Here is a 13,006-nt window from a genome sequence, read left to right as displayed (position 1 = left end):
GTCGCGGTCCGGTGCCTGCTCGCCGCGGTTACAGGACGTTGATGCCGAAGAACGAAAGCAGCAGCAGCGCGCCCACGACGATGGCGGCGATGGTGACCAGCCGCCACGCGATTTTGAGGAACAGTCGGCCGACGAGGATGACGACGGCGACGGCCGCGAGCACCACGAGCATCTGACCGAGCGGGCCGGAGAGGAGGCCGCCGAGCTGTAACGGGGTGAGCGCGAGGGAAGTCAGTACCATACCACGATATGACTCCCGTGAAGTGGATAAGCTTGTGGGCGGTCTCGTCGCGCGGTTCCGGCGCGATTTCGCCGCCGAAACGACCGATTTCGGCACCCCTGAGCGACTGGCGAATTTGCACATATGAATTCTGATAGTTGTATGAGTGGTGACTATCAGGCCATCCTTTATAATCTCCCCATTGATGCGAGACACGTCACCATGAGACTAGTTCAGCGGCTTCGTCTCCCCCCTCACATTCTACTGGATATCGACGCTACGTATGGCGATTTCTCGTATCGAGATTTCACTTCCGCTCCGCTCTACCTACGGTTATGTGGTTTCCGTCCGTCCTATGAATCCGTGCACTTCGGGCCCGGTCGTCGGCCGTCGACGTAATTGCACTAATTATGATACGTTCGGCGGTCGAACCTCCGAGTTCGAAGCCCTTAACCAACCACGCAACACACACCAATATCGTCACCAATGAGCGGAATTTCCGGACACTATCGACGCGACCTCGCCCGAACGCGGCTCGGGCGGGAGGAACAGTAAGATGAGCGACGCGAACCTCTCGACGGACGAGCTCGTGCTTCCGGTCAAGCGGACCGAAGGCGAGACCCTCGAAGCGCGGATGACGGGCAACGCCTACAACAACATTCTCCCCGCCCGCTATCTCCGCAAGGACGCCGACGGCGACCTCGTCGAGACGCAGGAGGATCTGTTCCCCCGCGTCGCGAAGAACATCGCGCTCGCCGAGGCCGTCTTCGAGGCCGAAAAGCGCGACATCGAACTCACGGTCACCCCCGACCTCATCAAGCCGGACCACCCGCGCCGCGACGAACTCGCCGCGGAGGTCTTCGGTAAGGGCGTCACCGCCGACGACGACGAGGCCGAGGCGACGCTCTCGGTGTACAACGTCAACAAGTTCGCCTACGACACCCTCGTTCCCGAACTCCCCGAGGAGGTACGCGAGGTCGTCGTCGAGAAGCGCGAGACGTTCGAGGAGCTGATGGAGCAGCTCTCCTTTATGCCGAACTCGCCGACGCTGATGAACGCCGGCGACGAACTCCAGCAACTGTCGGCGTGTTTCGTCGATTCCCCGGGCGACGATATCACCGACATCCACCAGACGGCCAAGGAGGCCGCCGAGGTGTTCCAGTCCGGCGGCGGCATGGGCTACGCCTTCTGGAAGCTCCGCCCCTACGGCGACGCGGTCGGTTCGACCGGCGGCATCGCCTCCGGCCCCATCACGTTCATGCGGACGTTCGACCAGATGTGCGAGACCATCGCGCAGGGCGGCGCGCGCCGCGGCGCGCAGATGGGCGTCATGCGCGTCAGCCACCCCGACGTCATCCAGTTCCTCCACGCGAAGAACAAGGACGTCTCGCTCGCGCACACGCTCCGCCTGAACGACCCCGACGACTTCACCCACACCAAGTTCGTCGACGCGCTCGACGAGGCGCGCGAACTCATCGACGAGGACGGCCGCGTCCCCAAGCACCTCCGCAACGCCGTCGAGGGCCACCTCTCGAACTTCAACATCTCCGTCGGCATCACCGACGGTTTCATGGAGGCGCTGTACAACGACGAGGAGTTCGTCTTCACGAACCCCCGCACCGAAGAGCCGCACGTCGCCACGCCCCAGACGAAGGAAATCTACGACATGTTCGGTCTCGGCGAGTACGTCGAGGTCGGCGAGGTCCTTTCGGTCCCCGCGAAGGAGCTCTGGGACCAGATTATCGAGGGCGCGTGGGAGAACGGCGAACCCGGCGTCGTCTACCTCGAACGCGCGAACAAACAGCACTCCTTCGACGTCGAGAAACACCCCGACCACCGCATCCTCGCGACCAACCCCTGCGGCGAGCAGCCGCTGGAGGAGTACGAGGCGTGTAACCTCGGCCACATCAACCTCTCGACGCTCGTCGCGGAGGACTCCCCCGACTGGCGCGTCTGGTACGACGCCCACGGCGACGAGTACGACTCGCTTGAAGCCGCGACGGACGCCTTCCTCGAAGACGCCGTCGACTGGGAGGAGTTCAACCACCGCATCGAAAACGGCACGCGCTTCCTCGAAAACGTCGTCACGATGTCGGACTTCCCGGTCGAGAAAATCGAGGAGAAGGTCCGCGAACTCCGCAAAATCGGGCTCGGCATCATGGGTCTCGCCCAGCTGTACATCCAGCTCGGCGTCCGCTACGGCTCCGACGAGGGCAACGAGATCGCCCAGCAGCTCATGACCCACATCAACCACGGGTCCAAGCGGGCCTCCCACGAACTCGCCGAAGAACGCGGTCCGTTCGCGGCGTGGGAAGACTCGAAGTACGCGAACCCGACCGAGTACCGCGAGTGGTTCGAACACCACACCGGCGAGTCCGCCGACGACTGGGAAGACGGCTACCCCATCCGCAACCACAACACGACGACCATCGCCCCGACGGGCACCACGTCGATGGTGTCGAACACCACCGGCGGCTGCGAGCCCATCTACAACGTCGCCTACTACAAGAACGTCTCCGACGACGTGCAGGGCGACGAGATGCTCGTCGAGTTCGACGACTACTTCCTCCGCGTGCTGGAGGCCAACGACATCGACGTCGAGGCCGTCAAGCGCGAGGCCCAAGACCAGATGGCCGCAAACGAGTTCGACGGCGTCGCCTCGCTGTCGACCGTCCCGGACGCCATCTCCGAGCTGTTCGTCGTGACCTCCGACCTCGCGGGCATCGAGCACGCGGGCGTCCAGTGCGCCCTCCAGAGCGGCGTCGACTCCGCCATCTCGAAGACCTGTAACTTCCCGAACAGCGCCTCGAAGGAGGACATGGACGAGGTCTACCGCTACATCTACGACCACGGCGGCAAGGGCGTCACCGTCTACCGCGACGGCACCCGCTCGAAGCAGGTGCTCACCACGCGCGCGAAGAACACCGAGTTCTCCGACGACGAGGAGGCCGCCGAGGCCATCGTCTCGCAGATTCGCGACGTGTTCGGCGACGTGGAGGCGTTCCTCGACTCCGAGGAGGTCTCGGACCTCATCGGCAGCGAACTCGAACTCGCCTTCGCCGACTCCCCGAGCGACGTCGGCAAGAAGCGACCCCGCCCGGACGTGCTGTACGGCGTCACCCAGCGCATCGACACCGGCTACGGGAAGCTCTACGTCAACATCAACGAGGACGAACACGGCGAGCCGTTCGAGCTGTTCGCCAACATCGGCAACTCCGGCGGCTTCACCGCCTCCTTCACCGAGGCGCTCGCCAAGACCGTCTCGACGTCGCTCCGCTCGGGCGTCGACCCCGAGGAGATTGCCAACGAGCTGAAGGGCATCCGGAGCCCGAAGGTCGCCTGGGACAAAGGAGAGCAGATCAACTCCATCCCGGACGCCATCGGCACCGCGATGCGCCGGTATCTCGACGGCGACATCGACAAGGGCTACCCGCAACAGCAGAACCTGACCGAGGTCGAAGCCGAGGCCGCCGCGGCCGAAGACGCGGACACCGACGGCGGCGTCGCCGTCGACGACGGCTCCGATTCCGACGTCGTCGCGGACCTGCTCGCGGCGGGCGAGAGCCCCGAGTGTCCCGAGTGCGGCGAGATGGACCTCTACTACTCCGAGGGCTGTAAGACCTGCCAGAACTGCGGCTGGTCCGAGTGCTGAACGCGGGCCAGTAACGTCCGCGGTCGCCGTCTCGTCTCTCTTCCGCTCTGTTCTTTGCGCCGTCTCCCCTCCGAGCCCGTGCGGTCCAGTCTCGCGGACGTGTTCGACCACGTCGTATGCGACCGTCGGAACCGAATGAAACGCCCCGAGAACATGTCAAATGTCCTCAGAAAGCGTCTCTCGAAGGGGGTAGTTAGGGACTTAAACACAGTATAAACATATTAATGTCCTAATTCCGGCTCGAAATTGCCCATTAATCTGGCACGTAGATTTAAGTTATCCCGGAGATACCGGTCGGGTGGACACACCGCGACGGGTGCCGGGCAGGGATGCTGGCAGCGACGACCGCGCCACTAGCGTCCTCGGCGAGCGATACCGTCCCGGGTGTCGGACATAACGCATGCAACTCAAACATCTCTTCACGGAAGACCGTGCAGTCAGTCCCGTCATCGGAGTTATCCTGATGGTGGCGATTACAGTGATTCTCGCAGCCGTCATCGGCACGTTCGTTCTCGGACTCGGTGACCAAGTGAGCGAGACGGCCCCGCAGGCGAGCTTTAGCTTCGATTACGACGGCACCGACAACCTGACGATTACCCACGAGAGCGGGGAGCAGATTGCCGCGAACCAGGTCACTGTAACCGGTAACTTCAGCAACTCCGGAAATAACTGGACCGCTTACGGTGGCTCCGATCCGATCTCCGCAGGTGGGTCCGCCGTCGTAAACAACTCTGATGGATTCGCTGACGGCGACACCGTTCGCGTCGTCTGGAACTCGCAGAGTGGCAGCACGTCCTCCACGCTCCAGCAGTGGACCTACAACGGATAGATGAATTTCAAACAACTCCTCGCTGAGGACGACGCGGTGTCGCCGGTCATCGGCGTTATCCTCATGGTCGCAATCACGGTGATTCTCGCGGCCGTTATCGGGACGTTCGTCCTCGGTCTGGGCGACCAGGTCGGCGACACTGCTCCGCAGGCGAGTTTCGGGTTCGACTACAACGGCACCGCCCTCACGGTCACCCACGAGAGCGGTTCTTCCATCGACGCCACGCAGGTCAACATCACCTCTTCGGTTGCCCTTAACGACTCCACGGGAACTGAACTCGCCGGATCGAGCGGTACGACCGGCACTTGGAACTCGATATCTTCGGATTCGGAGATTACCGCCGGAAGCCAAGTGACGGTTGTCGAGCAGAACGCCGACGACCTCTCAACCGCGACTGTTCGAGTCATCTGGACCTCCGAGAGTGGCAGTAACTCCGCCACGCTTCAGAGCTGGTCCGGTCCCGACGCCTGAACGCAACACCGCCTTTGCGGCATCGTTTTCTTCCGATCCACCCACCGAGCCGCGGCCGACTCGACTCCCGCGGAGCGTGTCCGGCCGCGTCGCTGGCGCGCGCTCAGACAGACGAACTGCGCCGTCGCGAGAACAGCCGGTTCTTCGCCGTTACAACGAGGGATGCGCCGGTCTCAGACCGGGCGGCCGTCTTCGGACGTGCCGACTAGCCACGTTCCGAGGGTGAGCGCGCCGGCACCGAGAACGACCGCGTAGGACATCACCTGTGCGGAGTTCGGTAGCGTTCCCGGCAGCATCGCGATCGTCCCGACGATCATCAGCGCCATCCCGATGACGGCTTTCTTCGAACTGAGCAGTCCCATGTCGGTCTCTCCGGAAGCGTCCGATATGGAACTTCCGCTTTCGCGTCGCGGTTACTCGTAGTCCTGTTCGCCGGCGGGGACGACCACGTCGAGCCAGTTCTCCTCGGGTGGAAGCGGACACTCGAAAGCCTCGGTGAACGCGCAAAACGGGTTGTACGCGAGGTTGAAGTCGACGACGACCTCGTCTAACTCGTCGAGTGGCGCGTCGGGCGTGAGTTCCATGTACCGACCGCCGTTGTAGGTCTGCTGGCCCGTCGTCTTGTCGCGGAAGGGGACGAACAGCGTCGGCGAGTCGTCGTGTTCCTGGCGGTACGCGCCGAGGCTGAGGTCGGCGTCGCGGAGCTCGAAGTGGAACGTGGCGACGCGGAGATACCGGACCTCGCCGTCGGTCGAGGTGTCCATCGTCACCGGCTCGGGGTCGGCGTGCGTCTCGACCGACGCGGTCACGCGGTAGTCCGGGTCCGGGTCGAAGTAGTCGAGGCCGTCGAACTCGTCCCGGTCTTCCGGCGGAATCGGCGACTGCGGGTGCGACCCGAAGAAGTCGTCTTTCTCCTCGCGTTTCGCCCGGAGTTCGGAGACGTAGGCGTCGGCGTCGAACGCGTCGTCGGTCATACGCGACGGTACCCGCCGGCGACACCTACACCTGACGGTTCGGGGGCGCGGCGACGAACGCGCTATCCGGAAACGCGGCGCTTGGCGACCGAGATGCGTTCGAACTGGTCGGGCGTGAGGTCGATGTCCGCGGCCGCGACGTTCTCGCCGAGTTGGTCGACCGTCCGCGCTCCGACAATCGGCGCGGTGACCTGCGAGTGATGCATGAGCCACGCGAGGCTGACCTGCGCGGGCGACGCGCCGACCGCCTCGGCGACCTCCTCGACCTGTTCGAGCGCGTCGAAGTTCGACGGCGTGAGGTAGGAGTCGGCGAACCGCTGGTCGTTCGCCGCGCGGGAGTCCGCGGGCGGGCGCTCGTCGCGGGCGTACTTGCCCGTGAGAAACCCGCCGGCCAAGGGCGACCACGGGACGACGCCGATGTCGTAGTCGGCGCACATGTCGAGGTAGTTCCCCTCTATCTCGCGGTTGACGGCGTTGTACCGCGGCTGGGCGACCTTGAACGGCTCGTAGCCGCGCTTGTCGGCGAGCTCGTTTGCCTTGACGACTTTCCACGCGTTCGGTTCGAGCGTCGAGGTGCCGAGGTAGTTCACCTTGCCGTCGCGGACGAAGCCGTCGAGCGTCCGCATGAACTCCTCGACCGGCGTCTCGTCGTCCCACCGATGGATGTACAGCAGGTCGACGTAGTCGGTGCCGAGTCGGTCGAGGATGCGGTCCATCTGACGGCGGAGGTGTTTCCGGTTGAGGCCGCGGCCGTTGGCGTCCTCGCGCGTGGGCCAGAAGATTTTCGACGCGACGACGAAGTCCTCTCGGTCGCGTTCACCGAGCCAGTCGCCGATGTACGTCTCGCTGGCACCGTCGCCATACATGTCGGCGGTATCGATGAAGTTCCCGCCGGCGGCGGCGTACGCGTCGAGCAGTTCGTGGGCGCGGTCGCGGCCGACCTCGACCTCGCCGTCGTCGTTCCGCCGACCGAACCGCCACGTTCCGAACGCGAGTTCGGAGACCGTCGTCCCGGTCCGTCCTAATGGAACCATCGCGAGCGACATACCGAACCCGAAGACCGGCCCGGGGTAAAGCCACTCGATTCCTGACGGTCGAAAATGAGGAACGTGCGGCGGTGGCGGGTCGACGCATCGAGCGCCCGAGAGCCGCGAGAATCGCGGAGGGAGTCGCGCCGGAGGCGCTTGCGGAGGAGAGACCGAGAGTGTCAGGTGGGAGGATGTGGAGGGACGGAGGGACGCGGAGGTGGAGGGAGAACGCAGGTCGCGTCGGTGCGCGAACCGTCAGGTCGGCGACCGCCCCGCCTACGACCGGGCGTAGTTGTGTCCGATGACGAGCGCGAACGCGTTGAGTGCGAGAAGCACTCCGAAGACGGTGAACTCGCTCGCTTCGAGGCCGCCGAACAGCAAGGGCAGATACAGGAACGGGAGGGCAACAGCGGCCCAGAAGCCGACGAACCGGAGCGGTGCGGCGACGAGCTCGAAGCCGAGGCGAAGCGGCCGTTCTTCCGTGACGACCTCGCGGAGTTGGGAGAGGCGTTCACGGGGGACCGTGGATGGGGAGTTCGACATTGGTTGGGGGGCACCTACGAACACAACATGGTGCGGAGGGGTCATAATTAGGTGCGAGAATTCGATTCGTTTCATACTCGTTTACTCGCGACCGTCGGATAAACGTGAAATTTCATAGGCTGACGAGAAGCGTCCTAATACTTTATACTCTGTTCTAACTCTTTTATTCAGGGAACATTCAGCTGTTCGTGAACAGTCCGGAGATCCTGACTTTCCCGAATTTCGATTGACCAGCCTCGGCGCTCGGTGCGCCGACCCGCGCGGTTCGTCGGTCGGCCGGTGATTCGGCCGCCGTCGCTCCCGCAGGGATTTACCCCGCGAGCGCGACTGTCGGGGTGATGCCCGAACTCAACCGCGTCGCAAAGCGCATGTACAACATCCACCCGAACGCCATGCGTCTCGTCGTCGGCGAGGAGATAGACGGCACGTTCACGCTGGAGAGCGCGGAGTTCTTTCAGACGGAGTTTCAGGCCGAGGGGCGGTGCGTCGACGACGACGCAGTCTATCGGTTCGCGACGACGGAGGACAACGACGCCGTCGTCGTCGGCCGACAGCGCCCCGGCGAGGACGGCTGGACGATGGTCGGAGAAGTGGCGTCGGTCGAGCGGGCGGACGCGGCGGATACGACGGACGCGTAGCCGCGTGTTTCAGTCGGTCGCGCCCGCGCCGTCGCCGAACCGATAGCGGAGTTCGCGCCGAATCGCCCCGCGCTTCAGGAGGACGAACCCGAGGAAGATGAGCGCGAACCCGCCGACCGTGGACGAGGTGGGGACCTCGCTCAGGAACGCCCAGCCGGCGAGCGCCGCGAAGACGGGCGCGACGTACGAGACGAGGTTGATTTCGATGGGGCCGAGCCGCGCGAGCAGGTCGAAGTAGATGAGGAAGCCGAGCGCGCTCGCCGCGAGCGAGAGGTACGCGAGCGCGGCGACCGACTGGACGGTGAGGTCGACCGAGCCGATGCTCTCGCCGAGCCCGACGGACGCGACGTGCATCAGGCCCGCCCCGAGGAGCATCGACCACGCCTCCATCGTCTCGATGGGCATCTCCGAGTCGACCCGACGGGTCAGGACGGAGCCGAGGGCGAAGGCGGCGGCCGCGCCGAAGATGAGCAGTTTCGCGACCGTACCGCCGGCGAGGAGGTTGCTCGGGTCGAGCTCCGAGAGGACCGCGACGCCGACGAGGCCGAGGAGGAGGCCGACGACGCCGAGCGCGGTGAGTCGCTCGCTCGGGAGCAAGAGTCGGGCGAACCCGGTGGTGAGAACCGGGCTGAGACTCACGATGACGGCGGCGGCGGCGCTCGTCACGGTCGGGTCGGTCTCGCCGATGAACAGAAGCGCGTGGTACGCGGCGATGAGAAACACCGCGCCGATGGCGATTTCCGTCCACTCGGCCCTGCCGCGGGGGACCGGGGAGTCGGTGGCGTACAGCGCGTAGGCGAGCATCACGACGCCGGCCACGTCGTACCGGAGGGCGGCGAACAGCACCGGCGGGAAAAAGTCGAGTCCGGCTTTGATGGCCATGAACGCGGAGCCCCAGACGGCTGCGAGGACGACGAACAGTCCGATGTTTCGGTACCGTGTCACAGCGTTGGTGCACCGGGGAGGTGCCTGAACGTTTCGTTACGGGGCGGTTTCGCCGGTGCCGCGAGACGGGGAACGGCCGGGAGCAACACCCGCCGCCCCGCGACCCCGACCGCGACTCAGTCGTCCGCCTCGGCGGCCGCGCCGGCGTTCGTCTCGATGACCGTCACCTCGTCGGAGCCCTCGTAGAGGTGACACGCCGCGGGGTGCGGCGCGTCGCCGACCGCGGGGCGTCGCGTCTCACAGGGGCTCTCGAAGCGTTCCCGAAGCGTCTCGGCGGTGCGGTCCGGGTCACCGTCGGCGAGGTGGCCCAGCGCCGTGTCGACGACGCCCGCGACCTCGCCGCGGAGTTCGGCGTCGACGTGTCGCGCGCGCGCCTCCTCGATGAACGCCTCCGCGTCCTCCCGGTCGGGGTCGGCGGCGTCCCAGACGTGGTCGGGGTTCACGTCGCCGACCGCCAGCGCGTCGCGGAGGTCCATCACGGCGCGGTAGGTCTCCTGTTCGATGTCGAGGTCGTCCGGGGGGATGACCCGCGGGCACCGCGTCCGGAAGCGACAGCCGGACGGCGGGTTTCGCGGCGACGGCACGTCGCCCGACAGCGCCTCGACCCGACGGCCGTGTTCGGCCGTCGAGGGCCGGGGCACGCTCTCCAACAGCGCCTCGGTGTAGGGGTGTTTCGGCGACTCGAACAGGTCGTCCGTCGGGCCGAGTTCGACGATGTTGCCGAGGTACATCACGGCGACGCGGTCGCAGATGTGCCGAACGACGGAGAGGTCGTGGGCGATAAACAGGTACGTCAGCCCGAACTCCTCCTGCAAATCGTCGAGCAGGTTCAACACCTGCGCCTGCACGGAGACGTCGAGCGCCGACACCGGCTCGTCGAGGACGATGAACTCCGGTTCGAGCGCGAGCGCGCGGGCGATGCCGACGCGCTGACGCTGGCCGCCGGAGAACTCGTGGGGGTAGCGGTCGAAGTGGTTCGCGGAGAGGCCGACCCGCTCTAGCAGGTCGGTGACCCTGTCGCGCCGCCACTCGCGTTTGGACTCGCCGTCGGCGGTGTCGGGAATCCCGTGAATCCGCAGCGGCTCGGCGACGATGTCGCCGACGGTCATCCGGGGGTCGAGGCTCGAAAACGGGTCTTGGAAGACGATTTGGGCGTCTCTGCGGAACGACTTGAGTTCGTCGTCGTCCATCTCGAAGACGTTCTTCCCGTCGAACGTGACCGCGCCGCCGGTCGCCTCGCGGAGCCGGAGCAGGGTTTCCCCGGTCGTAGACTTTCCGCAGCCGGACTCGCCGACGAGTCCGAGCGTCTCGCCGCGGACGATGTCGAACGAGATGCCGTCGACCGCCTTGACGCTCGTCGGGTCGCGCCCGAGGAGGCTGTCGACGAGCGAGTCCTGTTCGAAGTAGTACTTCTGGAGCTCCCGAACCGACAGAAGCGGTTCAGTCATCGGCGCTCACCTCCGGGTCGGCCGCCTCGGCCCCGTCGACCGAATCGACGGCGTCCGCGGGGTCGAACTCCTGTTCGGCGAGGACGCACCGGACGCTGTGTCGGCCGTCCAGTTCGTACTCGGGGATGCGGGTCAGACAGTCGGTCATGGCTTTGGGGCACCGGTCGGCGAAGTAACACGCGTCGGGCATCTCCGAGTCGAGCAGACTGGGGACGTTACCCGAGATGGGTTCGAGGCGGCCCGAGGGGTCGTCAACGTCGGGAATCGACCCCAACAGCCCCTGCGTGTACGGGTGGACGGGGTTCTCGAAGATGTCGGCGAGCGGGCCGCGCTCGACGACCTCGCCGGCGTACATGACGCCGACGCGGTCGCACATCCGGGCGATGACGCCGAGGTCGTGGGTTATCATCAGGATGCTCATCCCCTCCTGTTCCTGCAGGTCGCGCAGCAGGTTGAGAATCTGCGCCTGGATAGTCACGTCGAGCGCGGTGGTCGGCTCGTCGGCGATGAGCACGTCCGGCTCGCCGGCGAGCGCCTGCGCGATCATCGCGCGCTGGAGCATCCCCCCGGAGAACTGGTGGGGGTACTCCTCGGCGCGGTCCTCGGGGTCGGGGATACCGACCTGGTCGAGCAGTTCGACCGCGCGGTCCATGCTCTCGTCGTCGACGTAGCTCTTCGAGGGGAGAAGCGAGTCCCTGATGAGCGACGCGAGCCCGTAGCCCTGGGTGCGCGAGCGCGTGCTCCGCGGGTTCGACCGGGCGCGGCGCTGGACCTCCACCGCTTCGGCGATCTGCTCGCCGACGGTTATCGAGGGGTTAAAACTGCTCATCGGGTCCTGAAACACCATGCTGAACGACGGCCCGCGGAGCGACCGGCGGACGCCCTCCGGGAGCCGCCGGATGTCGACGAGGTCGCCGTCCACGGCGTCGGGCTTCGACCCGCGGAACTCCTCGGCGAGGTCGGCGTTGCGGTACCATATCTCGCCTTGGGTCACGCGACCGGGCGACTCGATGAGGTCGATGACCGACAGCGCGGTCACGGACTTGCCGGACCCCGACTCGCCGACGATGCCGAATATCTCGCCGTCTTCGACGTCGAACGAGACGTTTTCGACCGCGTTGACCTGCCCCTCCTCGGTGAAAAAGCGGGTCGAGAGGTCGCGGACGCTGAGAATCGTGTCGGCCATCTCAGACGCCCCCCTCCCCTTCGATGCCGGGGTCGAGCGCGTCTCTGAGCCAGTCGCCGACGAGGTTCAGCCCGATGACCGTCACCACGATGGCGAGGCCGGGCATCGTCGAAATCCACCACGCGGTTGACTGGTACTGCCGGCCGAGGGCGATGTCGAAGCCCCACGACACGTCGGCCCCGGAGAAGCCGAGGAACGACAGCGCCGACTCCAGCAGGATGATGGCGGCCACCTGAATCGTCGCCAACACGAGGATGGGCGTGATGGCGTTGGGGAGGACGTGTCTGAGCATCGTCCGCCCGTCGCTCGCGCCGAGTGCCTTCGCGGCCTTCACGTACTCCTCCTCGCGGATGGAGAGCGCCTCGCCGCGGGCGACGCGGGCGAACCACACCCAGTTGACGAGCGCGACGACGACGATGACCGTCCCCGGGAGGACGACCGTCCCCGGCATGCCCGACGGTAACCCGACCGCCGAGCGGAACGCCGGGGCGAGTCCGGTGGCGACGAACGGGTCGGGAATCGGCGCTTGGGCCTGTCCCCAGACGCCCACGAGGGCGATTGCGAGGACGAGCGAGGGGAACGCGAGCATGATGTCCGCGCTCCGCATCAGGACGTCGTCCACGCGCCCGCGGTAGAACCCCGCCGACAGCCCGACGAGGACGCCGATGAGCGCCGCGAGCGACGTGCCGAACAGGCCGACGAGGATGGACGTTCTCGCGCCGTAGATGACGCGGGAGAGGATGTCCCGCCCGTTGCCGTCGGTGCCGAGCGGGTGGGCGACCGTCGCGTTCGTGTAGACGGTCTGGGTCTCGGTGACGACCTGTCCGTCCTCGATGACGACGCTCCCGTCTTCCGTCTGTGTCACCTCCCGGGTCTCCGTCGTGCTGAAGCCGAGCGGCGGTTGCCGGGCGTTGTCGAGGTTCTGTTGGGACGGGCTATACGGCGAGATAAACGGCGCGAAGATAGCCATCGCCACCACGAGGACGACGACGACGATGCCGAGCTTCGCGAGGAGACTCCGTCTGAGCTCTCGGCGAAGGTTTCTGCGTGTGCGTTCCGATATCATAGAGCG

General features: G+C 65.8%; 13 protein-coding genes. 4 read left to right on the top strand and 9 right to left on the bottom strand.

What is annotated here, in order from left to right:
* Nucleotides 1-28: 28 nt before the first annotated feature.
* The gene (locus tag FY251_RS12965; RefSeq protein ID WP_042662454.1) at nt 29-241 is read right to left on the bottom strand and encodes a hypothetical protein; all 213 of its coding nucleotides are present in this window, start codon (nt 239-241) and stop codon (nt 29-31) included.
* Between the two features lie 535 nt (nt 242-776).
* On the opposite strand from FY251_RS12965, the gene FY251_RS12960 reads away from it, so the two are divergent.
* From FY251_RS12960 to FY251_RS12950, 3 genes are all read left to right on the top strand, one after another.
* Nucleotides 777-3,872: an adenosylcobalamin-dependent ribonucleoside-diphosphate reductase gene (locus FY251_RS12960; protein WP_148415253.1), complete on the top strand. Its 3,096-nt coding sequence runs from the start codon at nt 777-779 to the stop codon at nt 3,870-3,872.
* A gap of 400 nt (nt 3,873-4,272) precedes the next feature.
* Nucleotides 4,273-4,701, top strand: a complete 429-nt coding sequence (locus tag FY251_RS12955; protein ID WP_089781486.1) for a type IV pilin — start codon at nt 4,273-4,275, stop codon at nt 4,699-4,701.
* Nucleotides 4,702-5,172 carry a type IV pilin gene (locus tag FY251_RS12950; protein ID WP_148415252.1) on the top strand — a complete coding sequence of 157 codons (471 nt, stop codon included), beginning with the start codon at nt 4,702-4,704 and terminating at the stop codon, nt 5,170-5,172.
* 173 nt (nt 5,173-5,345) lie between these two features.
* Here FY251_RS12950 and FY251_RS12945 read toward each other — a convergent pair whose 3' ends face one another.
* From FY251_RS12945 to FY251_RS12930, 4 genes are all read right to left on the bottom strand, one after another.
* Nucleotides 5,346-5,534, bottom strand: coding sequence for a hypothetical protein (locus FY251_RS12945; RefSeq protein WP_148415251.1), 189 nt, complete (start codon nt 5,532-5,534; stop codon nt 5,346-5,348).
* A 51-nt stretch (nt 5,535-5,585) separates the two neighbouring features.
* Nucleotides 5,586-6,146 carry a DUF1684 domain-containing protein gene (locus FY251_RS12940; protein ID WP_148415250.1) on the bottom strand — a complete coding sequence of 187 codons (561 nt, stop codon included), beginning with the start codon at nt 6,144-6,146 and terminating at the stop codon, nt 5,586-5,588.
* A gap of 62 nt (nt 6,147-6,208) precedes the next feature.
* Nucleotides 6,209-7,192: an aldo/keto reductase gene (locus FY251_RS12935; protein WP_148415249.1), complete on the bottom strand. Its 984-nt coding sequence runs from the start codon at nt 7,190-7,192 to the stop codon at nt 6,209-6,211.
* A gap of 258 nt (nt 7,193-7,450) precedes the next feature.
* A complete protein-coding gene (locus FY251_RS12930; protein ID WP_148415248.1) occupies nt 7,451-7,717 on the bottom strand; it encodes a hypothetical protein in 267 nt (88 codons plus the stop codon).
* 338 nt (nt 7,718-8,055) lie between these two features.
* On the opposite strand from FY251_RS12930, the gene FY251_RS12925 reads away from it, so the two are divergent.
* Nucleotides 8,056-8,355 carry a transcriptional regulator gene (locus FY251_RS12925; protein WP_148415247.1) on the top strand — a complete coding sequence of 100 codons (300 nt, stop codon included), beginning with the start codon at nt 8,056-8,058 and terminating at the stop codon, nt 8,353-8,355.
* Between the two features lie 9 nt (nt 8,356-8,364).
* Here FY251_RS12925 and FY251_RS12920 read toward each other — a convergent pair whose 3' ends face one another.
* The 4 genes from FY251_RS12920 to FY251_RS12905 form a co-directional block, all read right to left on the bottom strand.
* Nucleotides 8,365-9,300, bottom strand: coding sequence for a DMT family transporter (locus FY251_RS12920; protein WP_148415246.1), 936 nt, complete (start codon nt 9,298-9,300; stop codon nt 8,365-8,367).
* A gap of 116 nt (nt 9,301-9,416) precedes the next feature.
* Entirely contained in the window at nt 9,417-10,748 is a 1,332-nt protein-coding gene (locus FY251_RS12915; RefSeq protein ID WP_148415245.1) for an ABC transporter ATP-binding protein, read from the bottom strand.
* Nucleotides 10,741-11,934 carry an ABC transporter ATP-binding protein gene (locus tag FY251_RS12910; RefSeq protein WP_148415244.1) on the bottom strand — a complete coding sequence of 398 codons (1,194 nt, stop codon included), beginning with the start codon at nt 11,932-11,934 and terminating at the stop codon, nt 10,741-10,743. Before FY251_RS12910 ends, FY251_RS12915 begins: the two co-directional genes overlap by 8 nt.
* Before the next feature lies 1 nt (nt 11,935).
* Nucleotides 11,936-13,000: an ABC transporter permease gene (locus FY251_RS12905; RefSeq protein WP_148415243.1), complete on the bottom strand. Its 1,065-nt coding sequence runs from the start codon at nt 12,998-13,000 to the stop codon at nt 11,936-11,938.
* Nucleotides 13,001-13,006: the final 6 nt, after the last annotated feature.

The organism is Haloferax sp. KTX1 (assembly GCF_902410085.1).
In the GTDB taxonomy this organism is placed as follows: Archaea; Halobacteriota; Halobacteria; order Halobacteriales; family Haloferacaceae; genus Haloferax; species Haloferax massiliensis.
The sequence above is the reverse complement of the archived record's forward strand: the minus strand, read 5'-3'. Positions and strand labels throughout refer to the sequence as shown.